The organism is Caballeronia sp. SL1002 (assembly GCF_057814995.1).
Map to the genome: position 1 here is coordinate 77,840 of NZ_JBYMUW010000005.1, position 15,986 is coordinate 93,825.

General features: G+C 63.4%; 15 protein-coding genes. 8 read left to right on the forward strand and 7 right to left on the reverse strand.

From position 1 onward, the window contains the following. Positions 1-128: 128 nt before the first annotated feature. Positions 129-746 (forward strand): MlaC/ttg2D family ABC transporter substrate-binding protein, encoded by a 618-nt coding sequence (locus AC3D25_RS24825; protein WP_488891142.1) that lies wholly within the window; start codon positions 129-131, stop codon positions 744-746. Between the two features lie 3 nt (positions 747-749). On the opposite strand, the gene AC3D25_RS24830 is transcribed toward AC3D25_RS24825, so the two are convergent. Both AC3D25_RS24830 and AC3D25_RS24835 read right to left on the reverse strand, forming a co-directional pair. Beyond that, on the reverse strand, positions 750-1,385 hold the full coding sequence (locus tag AC3D25_RS24830) for a response regulator (protein WP_488891143.1): 636 nt from the start codon (positions 1,383-1,385) through the stop codon (positions 750-752). Further along, a complete protein-coding gene (locus AC3D25_RS24835) occupies positions 1,378-2,829 on the reverse strand; it encodes a cache domain-containing protein (protein WP_488891144.1) in 1,452 nt (483 codons plus the stop codon). Before AC3D25_RS24835 ends, AC3D25_RS24830 begins: the two co-directional genes overlap by 8 nt. A 167-nt stretch (positions 2,830-2,996) precedes the next feature. Here AC3D25_RS24835 and AC3D25_RS24840 point away from each other — a divergent pair, with 167 nt between their 5' ends. The 4 genes from AC3D25_RS24840 (at position 2,997) to AC3D25_RS24855 (ending at position 6,053) form a co-directional block, all read left to right on the forward strand. Beyond that, positions 2,997-5,087 carry a carbon starvation CstA family protein gene (locus tag AC3D25_RS24840; protein ID WP_488891145.1) on the forward strand — a complete coding sequence of 697 codons (2,091 nt, stop codon included), beginning with the start codon at positions 2,997-2,999 and terminating at the stop codon, positions 5,085-5,087. A gap of 29 nt (positions 5,088-5,116) precedes the next feature. After that, the gene (locus tag AC3D25_RS24845) at positions 5,117-5,311 is read left to right on the forward strand and encodes a YbdD/YjiX family protein (RefSeq protein ID WP_488891146.1); all 195 of its coding nucleotides are present in this window, start codon (positions 5,117-5,119) and stop codon (positions 5,309-5,311) included. Positions 5,312-5,421: 110 nt separating this feature from the next. Continuing rightward, on the forward strand, positions 5,422-5,661 hold the full coding sequence (locus AC3D25_RS24850; protein WP_488891147.1) for a type II toxin-antitoxin system Phd/YefM family antitoxin: 240 nt from the start codon (positions 5,422-5,424) through the stop codon (positions 5,659-5,661). Continuing rightward, positions 5,658-6,053 (forward strand): type II toxin-antitoxin system VapC family toxin, encoded by a 396-nt coding sequence (locus AC3D25_RS24855; RefSeq protein ID WP_488891148.1) that lies wholly within the window; start codon positions 5,658-5,660, stop codon positions 6,051-6,053. Before AC3D25_RS24850 ends, AC3D25_RS24855 begins: the two co-directional genes overlap by 4 nt. An 8-nt stretch (positions 6,054-6,061) precedes the next feature. Here the strand turns inward: AC3D25_RS24855 and AC3D25_RS24860 are convergent, their stop codons facing one another. The 3 genes from AC3D25_RS24860 to ispH all read right to left on the reverse strand — a co-directional run bounded on the left by AC3D25_RS24860 (position 6,062) and on the right by ispH (position 8,603). Beyond that, entirely contained in the window at positions 6,062-6,313 is a 252-nt protein-coding gene (locus AC3D25_RS24860) for a hypothetical protein (RefSeq protein WP_488891149.1), read from the reverse strand. 159 nt (positions 6,314-6,472) lie between these two features. After that, a complete protein-coding gene (hpnH, locus tag AC3D25_RS24865) occupies positions 6,473-7,627 on the reverse strand; it encodes an adenosyl-hopene transferase HpnH (RefSeq protein ID WP_488891150.1) in 1,155 nt (384 codons plus the stop codon). Between the two features lie 13 nt (positions 7,628-7,640). Further along, positions 7,641-8,603 (reverse strand): 4-hydroxy-3-methylbut-2-enyl diphosphate reductase, encoded by a 963-nt coding sequence (gene ispH / locus AC3D25_RS24870; protein ID WP_488891151.1) that lies wholly within the window; start codon positions 8,601-8,603, stop codon positions 7,641-7,643. A gap of 397 nt (positions 8,604-9,000) precedes the next feature. On the opposite strand from ispH, the gene AC3D25_RS24875 reads away from it, so the two are divergent. Continuing rightward, the gene (locus AC3D25_RS24875; RefSeq protein ID WP_488891152.1) at positions 9,001-10,203 is read left to right on the forward strand and encodes a glycosyltransferase; all 1,203 of its coding nucleotides are present in this window, start codon (positions 9,001-9,003) and stop codon (positions 10,201-10,203) included. An 18-nt stretch (positions 10,204-10,221) separates the two neighbouring features. Here the strand turns inward: AC3D25_RS24875 and AC3D25_RS24880 are convergent, their stop codons facing one another. Beyond that, positions 10,222-10,704 carry a hypothetical protein gene (locus AC3D25_RS24880; RefSeq protein WP_488891153.1) on the reverse strand — a complete coding sequence of 161 codons (483 nt, stop codon included), beginning with the start codon at positions 10,702-10,704 and terminating at the stop codon, positions 10,222-10,224. Between the two features lie 123 nt (positions 10,705-10,827). After that, positions 10,828-11,838 (reverse strand): hopanoid-associated sugar epimerase, encoded by a 1,011-nt coding sequence (hpnA, locus tag AC3D25_RS24885; protein WP_488891154.1) that lies wholly within the window; start codon positions 11,836-11,838, stop codon positions 10,828-10,830. A 169-nt stretch (positions 11,839-12,007) separates the two neighbouring features. Between hpnA and AC3D25_RS24890 the strand changes: the two genes are divergently transcribed. Then, the gene (locus tag AC3D25_RS24890; protein ID WP_488891155.1) at positions 12,008-15,136 is read left to right on the forward strand and encodes a response regulator; all 3,129 of its coding nucleotides are present in this window, start codon (positions 12,008-12,010) and stop codon (positions 15,134-15,136) included. An 11-nt stretch (positions 15,137-15,147) separates the two neighbouring features. Next, positions 15,148-15,984 (forward strand): CheR family methyltransferase, encoded by an 837-nt coding sequence (locus tag AC3D25_RS24895; protein WP_488891156.1) that lies wholly within the window; start codon positions 15,148-15,150, stop codon positions 15,982-15,984. Positions 15,985-15,986: the final 2 nt, after the last annotated feature.

Here is a 15,986-nt window from a genome sequence, read left to right on the forward strand (position 1 = left end):
GCGATACCGGCGGCGAGCCGCACGGGCGCGGGCCGCGCGGTGAACTGTGGCGGCTGATGCGTGTCGGTATACTTGCTTTCAGTGCGCGCCTGCGGGCGCGATTTATCTCTCATTCCAACAACGGTCGTATGAAACGCTATTTGTCTGTTTGTTTCGCCTTTTTTCTCGCCGCGACACTTTTTTCGGGGGCGGCCCACGCCCAGAGCAATCCAGACGTTGTCGTCAAGGCGGCCGTCGAAGGCACGGTCAACGCGATGAAGGCCGATCCCCAGGCGCGCGGCGGCGACATGGCGAAGATCACTCAACTCGTCGAGGCGCGGTTCGTCCCCGCGACGGATTTCCAGCGCACGACGCGCATCGCGGTCGGCAAAGCCTGGACGAGCGCGACGCCGGATCAGCAAAAGCAGCTTTATGACCAGTTCCAGACGCTGCTGGTGCGCACGTACACGTCGTCGCTCGCGCAACTGCGCGATCAGGACGTGAAGTTTTCCTTCGATGCCCCGAAGCTCGACGCCGGCGCGAAAGACGCGGTGGTCGAATCGCATGTGGTGTCGACGGGCGGCGACAATCCGGTGCGCTACCGGCTGGAAAAGACGCCGCAGGGCTGGAAAATCTACGATATCGACATGATGGGCGCGTGGCTGATCCAGGTGTATCAGCAGCAGTTCGCCGGTCAATTGGCGAAAGGCGGCGTGGATGGCCTCATCAAATTTCTGACCGATCACAACGCGCGCACTGCAGGCTGATGCTCACTTGCGCCGGTTTTCCACCGCGAACTTGATCAATTCCGCCTGACCTTCTATGTCCAGCTTGCGTTTCAGGTTCAGGCGGTGCGTCTCCACCGTTCGCACCGATAACCCGTGCTGCTGCGCGATCTGCTTGCTCGACACGCCCTCGGCGAGGGCGTCGAGAATATCGCGCTCGCGCGGCGTCAGGCGTTCCAGCGGCGTCTGCATTGCCTGCGCCTGGATCATCCGCGAGGCGAGTCCCGCGCTGAAAAACGTCTTGCCGGCGAGCACGGCGTCGATCGCCTGCAGGATTTCCTGGGACGGCGAATCCTTCAGCACATAGCCGCTCGCGCCCGCCCGCACGGCCTGCGTCACGTATTCCACGTTGTCGTGCATCGAGAGCATCAAGACGCGGATCGCCGGAAAGCGCTCGTGAAAGCGCGCGGCGAGTTCGATGCCGCTCAAACCTGCCATGCCCACGTCCATCAGCGCGAGATCGGGCGGGTTCGCTTCGTCGGCGGCGAGCGCGAGCGCTTCGCTCGCATTGCCCGCCTCGCCGATCACCCTCAGATGCGGCGCGGTTTCGAGACGTGCCTTGAGGCCGTCGCGCACGAGCGGATGATCGTCGATCAGAATCAGGCGTGCGGGCTCAGACATCGGTTATTCCTTGCATGGACGGAGCGGAAAGCGGCAGCGGCACGGCGGCGGCGATCACCGTGCGGCCCACCTGCGACGCAATATGCAGCGTGCCGCCGAGCGCGTCGAGCCTCTCGCGCATGTTACGCAAGCCGACCCCGCCACGCAGATCCGCGAGCGCCGCGTCCACGTCGAAACCCTCGCCGTTATCGGCGATGATCAGTTTTACTGCGTTCGCCGCCAGGTCGAGCGTGAGCGCGGCGCGGGTCGCTTTCGAGTGCTGCACGATATTCGTGAGCGCTTCCTGGGCGATGCGAAACAGCACGGTATTGACCGGATCGGGCAGCGGCGCGGGCTTTTTGCCGCGCGCGGCGGCGTCCTGCGTCTGATCCGCGAGCATGCCGGCCGCCTCGAAACGCACGCCGATCCCGCTTTGTTCGTCGAGTTCGCGCGCCAGTTGTTCGAGCGCGGCGGCGAGGCCGAGGTCGTCGAGCATCGCGGGGCGCAGCGCGTGAGAAATGCGCCGCACTTCGCGCAAGGTGCCGCTCAGGCGCGTGAGTCCGGTCTTGAGCGCGGTTTCGGCGGCGTCTACGCGCAACTCGGCGCGCTCGAAACGCGTCAACGCGGATTCGAGCAGCAGTTTCACCGACACCAGCATCTGGCTGATGCCGTCGTGCAGTTCACGCGAGAGCCGCGCGCGTTCCTGTTCCTGCGAATCCACGACTTGCCGCGCGAGCCGTTTCAGCTTGGCGTCGGCGCTGCGATGCTCGCTGATATTGAGCACCGCCGCGCACGCCGCGATCACCGCGAGCGCCGCCAGCGCAATCGCGCCGATCCACATCACGGTGCGGTCGATATTGGCGGACGCGTGCTGGTCGATATGCGCGAGCGTGGTTTCGACGTCTTCGAGATAAATGCCCGTGCCGATCATCCAGCCCCAGCGTTCGAGCGGCATCACGTAACCGAGTTTCGACGCGAGTTTCGACGTGGACGGCCGTTGCCACACATAGCGCACATACCCGCCGCCGCGCGACGCCTGCGCGATGAGTTGCTGGATGGTCAGTGCGCCGGCGGGATCGCGCAGCGTCCAGAGATCGCGGCCGACGAGATCGGGCTGGCGCGGATGCATCAGCGACTTGCCGTGCATCGTATAGACGAAGAAATAGCCGTCGGCGCCGAAATCGAGGCGCGAAAGCGCGTCGAGTGCCTGTCGCTGCAGCGCGGCTTCGTCGCGTGGCGCGCCGGGCGTCGCGGATGCGTCGTAATACGGCGCGATCGCGCTGCGCGCAATGTCGACGTAATGCCGCAACTCGATTTCCTTGCTCGACATGTACGCGGCCTGCATGGTCGCGTGCTGTGCGTCGGCGAGCGTTTCGGCCTGCTGCCGCACGCCATATTCGATCCCGCCGATCGCGAGCGCGAATGGCACGATCGCCAGCAGGAAGATCTTTACTTTGAGTTTCATGGCGACGAAATCTACGTAGTCTTACGTAGATAGCTTACGTAGTTGTCCGCTTGTCGAGGCTGCGGCGAAGGCGAATACTACACGCCCATCGCGCCGCCCGGCGTGAGGCGGTCCGGATGTCCATCAGACACTTCCGAGACCACATCAAACTATAAACAGGAGACGCCATGAATCGGGCATCCGGCTATCTGGCCTGGATCGCGGTCGCGCTATTGGGCGCGTTCTCGTTCGGGACCATTGCACTCGCGCACGGAGAGCGGATCAGCGCGCTCTGGATCGTCATCGCGGCGGTCTGCGTGTATCTGATCGCTTATCGCTTTTACTCGCGGTTTATCGCGAGCAAGGTGCTGCAACTCGACGGTCTGCGGATGACGCCCGCCGTGCGTCACAACGACGGCCTCGACTACGTTCCCACCAACAAATACGTGCTGTTCGGCCATCATTTCGCGGCGATCGCGGGCGCGGGGCCGCTGGTCGGCCCGGTACTCGCCGCGCAGATGGGCTACACGCCCGGCATGCTGTGGATTCTCGCGGGCGTCGTGTTCGCGGGCGCGGTGCAGGATTTCGTCGTGCTGTTCATCTCGACCCGCCGCGACGGACGTTCGCTCGGCGACCTCGTCAAGATGGAACTCGGCCTCGTGCCGGGCGTGATCGCGCTGTTCGGCGCGTTTCTCATCATGGTCATCATTCTCGCGGTGCTCGCGTTGATTGTCGTGAAGGCGCTGACCGGCTCGCCGTGGGGCACGTTCACGGTCGCGGCGACCATTCCCGTCGCGATCTTCATGGGTATTTACACGCGCTATATCCGCCCGGGGCGGATCGGCGAGGTGTCGGTGATCGGCTTCTTCGGCCTCATGTTCGCGATCGTGTACGGCCAGCACGTTGCTGAATCGGCGACGCTCGCGCCGTTCTTCACGTTCACCGGCACGCAACTGACGTGGATCCTGATCGGCTACGGTTTCATCGCGTCCGTGCTGCCGGTGTGGCTGCTGCTCGCGCCGCGCGATTATCTGTCCACATTCCTCAAGATCGGCACGATTCTCGGCCTCGCAATCGGCATTCTGGTCGTCGCGCCCGAGCTGAAAATGCCGGCGTTCACGAAGTTCGTCGATGGCACCGGCCCGGCCTGGGCGGGCAGCCTGTTCCCGTTCCTGTTCATCACCATCGCCTGCGGCGCGGTGTCGGGCTTCCACGCGCTGATCTCGTCGGGCACGACGCCCAAGCTGCTCGATAACGAAGTCAACATGCGCTTTATCGGCTACGGCGCGATGCTGATGGAATCGTTCGTCGCGATCATGGCGCTGGTGGCGGCTTCCGTGATCGAACCGGGCGTTTATTTCGCGATGAACAGCCCGGCCGCCGTGCTCGGCGCCACGCCCGACGCGGTCGCGCACACTGTGTCGAGCTGGGGCTTCGTGCTCACGCCGGACATGCTGACGTCGACCGCGAAGGCGGTCGGCGAGACGACGATCGTCGCGCGTGCGGGCGGCGCGCCGACGCTTGCGGTCGGCATGGCGCAGATCCTGCACCAGGTGATCGGCGGCCCGGCGATGATGGCGTTCTGGTATCACTTCGCCATTCTGTTCGAGGCGCTGTTCATCCTGACCGCCGTCGATGCCGGCACGCGCGCGGGCCGCTTCATGTTGCAGGACTTGCTCGGCACGTTCAGCCCGGGATTGCGCCGCACGGACTCGCTGCCCGCGAATCTGATCGCGACCGCGCTGTGCGTCGCCGCGTGGGGCTACTTCCTGTATCAAGGCGTGGTCGATCCGCTCGGCGGCATCAATACGCTTTGGCCGCTGTTCGGCATCTCGAATCAGATGCTCGCGGGAATCGCGCTCACGCTCGGCACCGTCGTCCTTTTCAAGATGAAGCGCGAACGCTACGCGTGGGTCACGCTCCTGCCGACCGCGTGGCTTCTGATCTGCACGATGACCGCCGGCTGGCAAAAGATTTTCGACGCCAACCCGAAGGTCGGCTTCCTCGCGCATGCGTCGAAACTGAACGAAGCGGTCGAGGCGGGTAAAGTGGTCGCGCCGGCGAAGTCGCTGGAGCAAATGCAGCGCATCATCTTCAACGATTACATCGACGCCGCGCTGGCCGGGCTCTTTATCTTCGTCGTGGTGAGCATTGTGTTTTACGGCGTGCTGGCGGTGATCCGCGCGCGCCGCGAAAGCCGTCCGACGGTCGCCGAAACGCCGTTCGAAGCGATGCCGACGGGTTCGAGCCCGAACGCGGCGATCCGTTCCGGTCACTGATTCAAAGGCTGCGCTCACAGGAGAACGCCATGTTCACCGATCTTCGACAAGCCGGGCGGTATCTCGGCCAGGCGATGCGCCTGATGGTCGGGCTGCCGGACTACGACACCTACGTGTCGCATATGCAGGCGACGCACCCGGATCGCGATGTGATGACTTACGCGGAATTTTTCCGCGAACGGCAGGAAGCGCGATACGGATCGGGCGCGGGGAAGTGTTGTTGAGGCGCTCGGTCTTTCCGTGAAAAACGCGACGGTAACCCCGTCGCGTTTTTTTTGCGCATCGCTGCCGTTCCCTGCTAATATGACCATAGACATATGACTAGGGGCATAAAATGCCAGGCAGGCAAATTTCGAAGTCCGAGTTCAAGGCGAAGGCGCTTGAGTACTTCCGGATCGTGGAGTCGTCGGGCGAAAGTTTGATCGTGACGGATCATGGCAAGCCGACGCTCGAAGTGCGGCCGTATCAGCCGGAATCGCGGCCGCACCCGCTCGTCAGTTTGCGCGGGACGGTGCTGCGCTACGACGATCCGCTCGATCCGATCGGCGAAAGCGACTGGGAGGCCGGTCAGTGATCGTTCTGGATACGCACGTGCTCGTGTGGTGGGTCAACGGCGACGACTCGCTGAGTCGGGACGCGCAGGCCGCGATCGACCGCGAACTCGACGGCGGCACGATCGCCGTATCGTCGATTACCGCGTGGGAAATTGCGATGCTCGTCCGACGCGACAAGCTGCGTCTTTCAATGGACATGACGCGCTGGCTGGATACCGTTGGCGATATCGAGGCGGTTCAGTTCGTGCCGGTCGATAACGTCATCGCGCTGGATTCGGTCGCGCTTCCCGGCGACTTTCACAGCGATCCGGCCGACCGGATGATCGTCGCCACCGCGCGCGCGCTGGGCGCGGCGCTGGTCACGAAAGATCAGAAAATCCGCGATTACGCGCACGTCAAAACCGTCTGGTAAAGCTAGTCTCAGACTTCCGATACCAGCACCATCGCCTTCGCCGAAACGCTTTTCGCCGATCGCAGCGCCTTCTCGCGTACGGCGGTCATGTCCTCGATTTCGCTCGAATAGCGGTAGCTGGCCGGCAACAGCCGGTAATCGGTCGCGACCTGCGCGGCTTTCGTCTCGCTGAAGCCGAGCTTGCGGAGCGTGCGTTCGAGCAGCGAGTAGTCGTCGAGATCGGCTTTGCCGAGATTGATCAATACGTTGAATTCGGTCATGGCGTGCTGCGTTTCCTTCTGAAAAATCCGCGATCCTACAAGTTCGCGGGACCGCCGCCGCATTGCGTCACAAAATGGCACCGAAAACAAAACGGGCAGGCTGGATCGCGTTTCGGCGATCCCACCTGCCCGTTCCGGTCGGCGCTCTCGCCAGAGGGCTTAGTGCGCCGCTGCGGCTTGCTTGCCGCTCTTGCTGTTCTTCGCGCGGCCGATTTCTTCCAGCTTGATTTCGACGTGCTTCGAGAAGACGTATTCCGCCGGACGCTGCTTGTCGATCGGCAGATCCTTCGCGTAAGCGCCTTCCGTGCGCGGTCCGCGCAGCGACACGCCCAGCGCCTTCAGCGGATGCGCGACCGTGTCCATCACCGCCGTCGCCTCGAAACCGCTATGCACCATGCAGTCCGCGCATTTCTCGTACTTGCCCGTGCCGTACTTGTCCCAGTCGGTCGTGTCCATCAGTTCCTTGAAGGTCTTCGCATACCCTTCGCCGAGCAGATAACACGGACGCTGCCAGCCGAACACCGTGCGCGCCGGGTTGCCCCACGGCGTGCATTCGTAGGTCTGGTTACCGGCGAGGAAGTCGAGGAACATCGCCGATTGGCTGAACGACCAGTTCTTGCCGTTGTTGCCGCGCTTGAAGATTTCGCGGAACAGCGACTTGGTTTTGTCGCGGTTCAGGAAGTGCTGCTGATCGGGCGCGCGCTCGTAAGCGTAGCCCGGCGACACCGTAATACCGTCGACACCCATCGGCCCGAGCGTGTCGAAGAACGCGGCGACGCGCGCCGGATCGGCGTCGTTGAACAGCGTGCAGTTGATGTTGACGCGGAAGCCACGGCGCTTCGCTTCCTTGATCGCCTTTACGGCTTTGTCGTAGACGCCGTCCTGCGACACGGAATGATCGTGCGCCTGCTGGTCGCCGTCGAGGTGCACCGACCAGACGAAATACGGGCTCGGCTCGTAGTCGTCCATTTTCTTTTCCATCAGCAGCGCGTTCGTGCAGAGGTACACGAATTTCTTGCGCGCGATGATGCCCTTCACGACCTGCGGCATTTCCTTGTGCAGCAGCGGCTCGCCGCCGGCGATCGACACCACGGGCGCGTTACATTCATCGACCGCGCCGAGGCATTCCTCCAGCGACAGACGCTGATTCAGAATCGGGTCTGGATAGTCGATCTTGCCGCAGCCGTTACAGGCGAGATTGCAGCGAAACAGCGGTTCCAGCATCAGCGCGAGCGGATAACGCTTGTTGCGCGTGAAATGCTGACGGGCGATATAGGCGCCAACACGGACTTTTTGCAGCAGCGGAATAGACAATTGAGTGCTCTCCTTAATCTTCGCGGGTAGCGATAGCAACATCCGCGACGAGCGGCTGTGTCAGCTTCGCGGGGAGTTTGAATTCGACCTTTTCTTCGCGGCCGTCCATCGTCGAAACTTCGACGGTGCCGAACGCGCGCAAAGCATCGATGACATGTTTGACCATTTCCTCGGGCGCCGAAGCGCCCGCGGTGATGCCGACCGTTTGCGCGTGCGCGAACCAGTCGGCTTTCACTTCCGAACCGTCCGCGACGAGGTAACTCGGCACGCCGCTCTCGGCGCCGATCTCGCGCAGCCGGTTCGAATTGGAACTGTTTGTCGCGCCCACGACGAGCAGCACGTCCACCTGCGTGCTCAATTCGCGGACTGCTGCCTGGCGATTCTGCGTCGCGTAGCAGATGTCGCGTGTATCGGGGCCGACGATATCGGTAAAACGGCGCTGCAACGCGTCGATAATGCCGCGCGTGTCGTCCACGGAAAGCGTGGTTTGCGTCACGTAAGCGACCGGCGTATCGACGGGCAGCGTGAGCGTCGCGACTTCCGCTTCGCTCTGAACCAGCACGACTTTCGCCGGAATCTGCCCGACCGTGCCTTCCACTTCCGGATGCCCCGCATGGCCGATCAGGATAAGCGTGCGGCCCTGCGCGACATACTGGCGGCCCTGCACGTGAACCTTCGTGACGAGCGGGCAGGTGGCGTCGAGCACATCGAGACCACGCGTTTCGGCATCCGCCTCCACCGTGCGCGCCACGCCGTGCGCGCTAAAAATAGCGACCGCGCCGTGCGGCACTTCGTCGAGTTCCTCGACAAATCGCGCGCCTTTGCTGCGCAGATTATCGACGACGTGCCGGTTGTGAACGATCTCATGGCGCACATAAACCGGCGCGCCATGCCGTTCGAGCGCGCGATCGACAATTTCGATAGCACGGACGACACCCGCACAAAAGCCGCGGGGTTGAGCAAGGATGATACGCATATTCGGGCGAACTCCGACTGGCGCGGGTTTCGAAATGGGGTCGACGCGAGCGATCCGATACACGCACAAAACCGGCTGACGTGCGTGCATCGCGATTAACCGGTAAAAAAGAACGATTACCGTCGCGTCGAAGATGACCGCGTATTCTAACGCGTTCGCTTTTTGGATGCTCGCACCGTGTAACCCGCGCGGGCCTTGATGTGGCCGGGTCGCAGCGCCGATTTACTGCGAAATCGCGGATACCAGTAAACTACCCGGCGCTCGCCTCGTCGCGCGGGCTTTCGCCGGCCTGACATCGCTGCGACACCCGCCGCGCGTATTTTCCGAATCTGCCGCCCGCGAGCCGCTTTTCCCGCGCCGGACCTGCTTTGCCGAAGGTTGGAAACTAACGAAACATATGCTACTGATCGCCTGGTTGTCCCTTGTCATCTGGCTCGTCCTCGTCTTCGCGCGCGGTGGTTTCTGGCGCGCGCAGCCCGCTCCTGTCCTCACCGACACCACGCTGCACGCGGTCGGCCGCGCCGAAATCGCGCGGCGCGGCGCGTGGCCCGCGCTTGTCGCCGTCGTGCCCGCGCGCAACGAAGCCGATGCAATCGGTCGCGCGGTCGGCTCGCTGCTCATGCAGGAGTATCCGGGCGCCTTCCACGTCATCGTCGTCGACGACCACAGCACCGACGGCACCGCCGACGCCGCGCAATCGGCCGCGCGCGAATTCGGCCTCGAAGATCGCCTGACCGTGCTCACCGCCGCGCCGTTGCCGCCGGGTTGGTCGGGGAAGGTCTGGGCGCAATCGCAAGGCGTCGGCGCGATCGACGGGCTTGGGTTGCCCGCCGACTTTCTGCTGCTCACCGACGCCGATATCCATCATCCCGCCGATGCCGCGACGCAACTCGTCGCCCGCGCGATTCTCGAAGATCGCGATCTGGTGTCGCTGATGGTGCGTCTGCGCTGCGATTCGACGTGGGAAAAAGCGCTGGTTCCGGCTTTCGTGTTCTTTTTCGCCAAGCTCTATCCGTTCGCCTGGGTCAACGACGCGACGAAGCGGACGGCGGGCGCGGCGGGCGGCTGCATGATGGTGCGGCGCTCGGCGCTGGTCGAGGCGGGCGGCATCGAGTCGATCCGCGCGGAATTGATCGACGATTGCAGTCTCGCGGAACGCATCAAATTCCGGCGCGGTTTCAAGGACGCACGGCCGATCCGGCTCGATCTCGCCGACCGTTCGGCGTCGCTGCGTCCTTACGACAACTGGCAGGAAATCTGGAACATGATCGCGCGGACGGCGTTCACGCAATTGCGCTATTCGGCGTTTTTGCTGGCGGGAACGCTGCTGGGCATGGCGGTGATCTATCTAGCGCCGCCGCTTCTGGCGCTCGGTTTCGGCGCGCGCGCGTGGCCCGCGTGGCTGGCGTGGGCGCTGATGTGCTGCGCCTACGCGCCGATGCTGCGCTACTACGGCCGGTCGATTCTCTGGGCGCCGGCGCTGCCGCTCGTCGCGTTGTTCTATGTCAGCGCGACGGTCGGCTCGGCGGTGCGTTACTGGCGCGGCCAGGGCGGCCAATGGAAGGCGCGCGTGCAGGCGCCGGCGCGCGAAGAATCCTGAACGCGCGGGCGGTGCTGGCTACTTTTTGGTCAGCATCGCGTACATCTCGATCACCATGTCCGGCGTGAACGTGAACGGCACCCAGCCGTGTCCCGTGTGGCGCAAGACCAGCAGGCGGTCGCCGTTCGCGTATTTTTGCGTCGCCATGACCGGATTTTTGGTCGCGGCGAAGCGCCAGCCCGGCGCGATGCCGCCCGGCTGATCGACGGTCATCGAGGCGCGCACGTTCGCCAGTTCCTCGATCAATTCCGACACGCCTTCCGGGCTCAACAACACCTTATTGCCGCCGATCGCCATTTCGATCGCGTCCTGCGCCGGGCGCGAGACGTGCAGCAAGGGTTTGTCGTCGGGGGAATGCGTGGATTGCGACGCTTCAGAAACGGACCCGGAAACGCCTTCGGAAACGGACTCGGACACTTGGTCAGAATCGGATTCGGGCGTGGCCCGGAGAAGCGCGTCCAGGTTGGACTCCAGCGCGCCGAGCTGGTCTTGTAAGTTCATGCGTATGCCTGCTTTACCTTCCAAATAAGGCCGCGATTTTAACCGGTCGACCTGGCCGTCGCCGGCACACGTTGTAACAAAATGCGTGTAGGCGACGGATAAACCACATAAAACCGCAGTCGGTTAGCGCCCGAGATAGCCGTTGGCACGAAACCAGTCGAGCGCGTCGCTTAAGCCTTCCCGGTAAGGCCGCGCCCGATAACCCAGATCGCGCTCCGCCTTCGCCGAGGTGAAGTACATCTTGTTCTTCGACATCCTGAGGCCGTCCACCGTCACGAACGGCTCGCGGCCCGTGAATTTCGCGACGAATTCCGCGCCCATCGCGAGCGGATACAGCGGACCGCGCGGCAATTTGATGGTCGGCGGCTTGCGGCCGCTGAGGTTCGCGATATCGGTGAGCATTTGCTGCAACGGCAGATTCTCGCCGCCGAGGATGTAGCGCTCGCCGGTCACGCCGCGTTCCAGCGCGAGAAAGTGGCCAGCCGCGACGTCGTCCACATGCACGAGATTCAGGCCCGTATCGACGAACGCGGGAATCTTGCCGGTCGCCGCCTCCAGGATGATCCGGCCGGTCGGCGTCGGCTTCACGTCGCGCGGCCCGATCGGCGTGGACGGATTCACGATCACCGCCGGCAAGCCGTCGTTCGCCACCATCCGCTCGACCGCGCGCTCGGCCAGAACCTTGCTGCGCTTGTACGCGCCGATGGTCTGATGCGGCTCGGCGGGCTTGGTTTCGTCGGAAATCGTGCCCGCGCTCGTCACCTTGAGCGTCGCCACGCTGCTCGTGTACACGATCCGTTCGACGCCGCATGCGAGCGCCGCGCGCATCGTCGCCTCGGTGCCTTCGAGATTCGCGCGCTCGATTTCGCCCGGGTCCGGCGCCCAGATGCGGTAATCGGCGGCGACGTGGAACAGAAATCGCACACCTTTGAGCGCGGCGCGCATCGACGCTTCGTCGCGCATGTCGCCGATCACCACTTCGGCGTCGAGCGCCTCGATATTCTGGCGCGAACTCGTCGCGCGCATCAGCACGCGCACGTCGTAGCCGCGCGCGGCCGCGATTCGCGCCACCGCCGATCCGACGAATCCGGACGCCCCGGTGACAAGAACGAGACCGCTTGAACGATCAGTCATTTTTTCCTTTTCGGTACACTTCCGCGCGGGCGAAGGTAATAGGTGCCCAATGCCGGCAATGGGGTGAATCGGCCGCAACCCTAGGTGTGACAAGGGCTTGCGGCTCGTGCTATGGTCCCGGCGTGCTGCCCGTGCGGTGGGTTGTTATTTCAACAAAAATCTTTAGTAAATGCCTACAGACAGCCGAAAACTTTCCGCGTGGCTCTATTCGGCTATCGCGATCACGCTGATTGCCGTTTTCGCCATCGACTCCCTGACGCCGCTGCGCATCGCGATCTGGGTCTTTTACGTCCTGCCCGTTGTGCTCTGTCTCTGGGCCGACCGTCCGTTCGTGCCGGTCGCAACCGCGTTCGCGGCGTCCGTGCTGACCGTCGCCGGTTATCTGCTCGGCACCAACGACGCCGCCGTGATGACCGCCGTGCTCCAGATCAACCGCGCGATGGGCATTTTCGTGTTCCTCGTGCTGGCCGGCGTGGCGAACCTGTATATCAAAACGCGGCTGAACGCACAACGGATCGCCTGGCGCGAGTCGGGCATCGCCCAGCTCGGCCTGCAATTGCGCGGCGAGCAGTCGCCGGTGTCGCTCGCGACCGGCATGCTGCGCTCGCTCGTGCCCTATGTCGATGCCAAAGTGGGCGTGATCTACGCGCTCGACGGCGACGTGCTCAAGCGGCTCGCCGGCTGGGCGATCCCCGACGATAAAACCGTGCCCGCCGAAATCCGGCGCGGCGAGGGACTGGTCGGCCAGATGCTCGAGGAAAAGCGCGTGCTGGTCGTCCGGGAGGCGCCCGGTCACTATCTGAAAGCGGGATCGGCGCTGGGTTCCGCCGAAACCTCGGGCACGCTGGTCGCGCCGCTCTTCGCCGACGGCGAGTTGGCGGGCGCGATCGAACTGGGATTTATCGGCGCGGAAGGCCGTCTCGACGATGCCCGCGAACTGCTCGAAAACGCAGCCGAAATTATGGGCATGACGTTGCGCTCGGCGCGTTATCGCACGCGGCTCGTCGAGTTGCTCGAAGAAACGCAGCGTCAGAGCGAGGAATTGCAGGTTCAGCAGGAAGAACTGCGCGTGTCGAACGAGGAACTGGAAGAACGCGGACGCGCGCTGATGGATTCGCAGGCGCGGCTCGAAACGCAGCAAGCGGAGCTCGAGCAGACCAACGTTCATCTGGAAGAGCACACGCAGCATCTGGAGCGGCAGAAGGCCGAGTTGCTGCGCGCGCAGCAGGAGCTTGCCGCGAACGCGCTGACGCTCGAACGCGCGAGCCAGTACAAGTCCGAGTTCCTCGCGAACATGTCGCACGAACTGCGCACGCCGCTCAACAGTTCGCTGATCCTCGCCAAGCTGTTGCAGGACAACAAGCACGGCAATCTCAGCGAAGAACAGGTGCGCTACGCCGCGACCATCCATTCGTCGAACAGCGACTTGCTGTCGCTCATCAACGACATCCTCGATTTGTCGAAAGTGGAAGCCGGACAAATGGACGTGCAGTTCGCGCCGGTTTCGGTCGACAGCCTGTTGCAATCGCTGCGGCAGTCGTTCGCGCCGGTCGCCGAAAGCAAGGACGTGGCGTTCGTCACGGAGCGCGGTGAGGGCGTCCCGGCGTATTTCGTCACCGATAACCAGCGCCTGCTGCAAGTGTTGCGCAACCTGCTCTCGAATGCGTTCAAGTTCACCGAGCGCGGCGAAGTGACGGTTGCGGTGGAAAAAGCGGGCGAGAACGCCATCCGTTTCGATGTGCGCGACACCGGCATCGGCATTCCCCGCGACAAACAGGATTTGATCTTCCAGGCTTTCCAGCAAGCCGACGGAACGACTAGCCGCAAATACGGCGGCAGCGGTCTCGGTTTATCGATTTCGCGCGAATTTTCGCGCTTGCTGGGCGGCTCGGTCGGCGTATCGAGCGAAATGGGCAAGGGCAGCGTGTTTTCCGTCACCCTGCCGTTGACGGCGCGCGAAGGCACGGTGACGTCGAAACTCGACGTGATCGGGCAATCCGGGGAAGCCGCGCCGGTCGCGGAGATTCCCGCGCCCGCCGTCGTGGAGATCAAGAAGCCCGCGCCGTCGAACACGCCTGCGCCGCCGCCTATCGCCGATGACCGTGCGGATCGCAAGCGGCCGGATCGCGTGATTCTCGCGATAGAAGACGATATACGCTTTGCGCATATTCTCCATGACCTCTCGCATGAACTCGATTTCGACTTCATCCACGCGACGACGGCTTCGCAAGGCGTCGAACTGGCGCGCGAACTGCAGCCGAACGGCGTTCTGCTCGACATCGGCTTGCCCGACCAGTCGGGCCTGACCGTGCTCGAATGGTTGAAGCACGATCCGCTCACGCGTCACATTCCCATCCATATCGTCTCTGCAACCGATCATCAGGACGTCGCGCTGCATCTCGGCGCGATTGGCTACACGCTCAAGCCGAGCGCCCGCGAGACGCTCGCAGCGGCGATCCGCAAGCTCGAAGCGCGTTCGGCGCAAGGCATGCGACGCGTGCTGGTGGTCGAGGACGACCCGGTTCTGCGCGAAAGCATCCATGCGCTTCTCGCGAGCGAAACGGTGGAAATCGTCGGGGCGGGCACGATTGCGAATGCGCTCGACGAAATGGCGCGCGCCGCATTCGATTGTGTCGTGATGGATCTGGCGCTGCCGGACGGTTCGGGTTACGAGTTGCTGGAGCGCGTGTCGACGGGCGGCGATCTGGCGTCGCCGCCGGTGATCGTGTACACAGGGCGCATGTTGTCGGCGGACGAAGAACAGCGTCTGCGCCGCTATTCGAAGTCGATCATTATCAAGGGCGCGAAGTCGCCGGAGCGTTTGCTCGACGAAGTGACGCTCTTTTTGCACAGCGTGGAAAGCGCGCTACCGCCGGAACAGCAGCGCATGCTGCGCGCGGCGCGCCAGCGCGACGACGTGTTCGAAGGCCGCACGATCCTGCTTGCCGAGGACGACGTGCGCAACATCTTCGCGCTGTCGCACGTGATCGAACCGCTCGGCGCGAAGCTCGAAATTGCGCGGAACGGGCGCGAGGCGCTCGAAGCGCTCGCGCGGCATCCGGAAATCGACCTGGTTCTGATGGACATCATGATGCCGGAGATGGACGGCCTGACCGCGACAGCCGAAATCCGCAAGTTGCCGGAACACGCGCGCCTGCCGATCATCGCGCTGACCGCGAAAGCGATGCCGAGCGACCGTCAGAAGTGCCTGGAAGCGGGCGCGGACGATTACATTTCCAAGCCGATCGACGTGGACAAGCTGGTGTCGCTCTGCCGCGTCTGGCTGCGTCAGCGCTGAAAAGGAAGCCCATGACAGACGCCCGGCCCGCCGACGACGCGACGTTCGATATCGAACTGAAACTGCTGCTCGAAGCGATCTACCTTCGCTATCAGCACGACTTCCGGGATTACTCCGTCAGTTCGCTGCGCCGGCGCTTGTCGCAGGCGCTGCACGATCTCGGCTTTCCGACGCTTTCGCAGTTGCAGGAGAGGATTCTGCGCGATCCGACGCTGTTCTCGCGCCTGTTCCAGTACCTGACGGTGCAGGTGAGCGAAATGTTCCGCGATCCGCAGTATTTCCGCGCGATCCGCGAACAGGTCGTGCCGATCCTTCAGACGTATCCTTCGATCAAGGTGTGGGTGGCGGGCTGCAGCAGCGGCGAGGAATTGTGGTCGCTCGCCATCTTGTTTGCCGAGGAAAAGATCGCCGATCGCACCGTGCTGTACGCGACCGATATCAACGCCGACGCGCTGCGTCAGGCGGAAAACGGCATTTATCCGCTCGACCGGCTCGCGAGTTTCAGCCAGAACTATCTGGCGGCGGGCGGCAAGCGGTCGTTGTCGGACTACTATCACGCGGCTTACGGCGCGGCGAAGTTCTCGCAGACGCTCAAGTCGCGCGTCGTGTTCGCGGATCACAGCCTCGCCACCGACAGCGTGTTTCTGGAAGCGCATCTGGTGTCGTGCCGCAACGTGCTGATCTATTTCGATCGCGCGCTGCAGGACCGCGCGCTCGGCTTGTTCAGCGATTCGCTCGTGCGGCGCGGTTTTCTCGGCCTCGGCAGCAAGGAAAGTCTGCGTTTTTCGACCCACGCCAATCAGTTCACCGATTTCAACGCGCGCGAGCGCCTTTACCAGAAGGTGTAGCG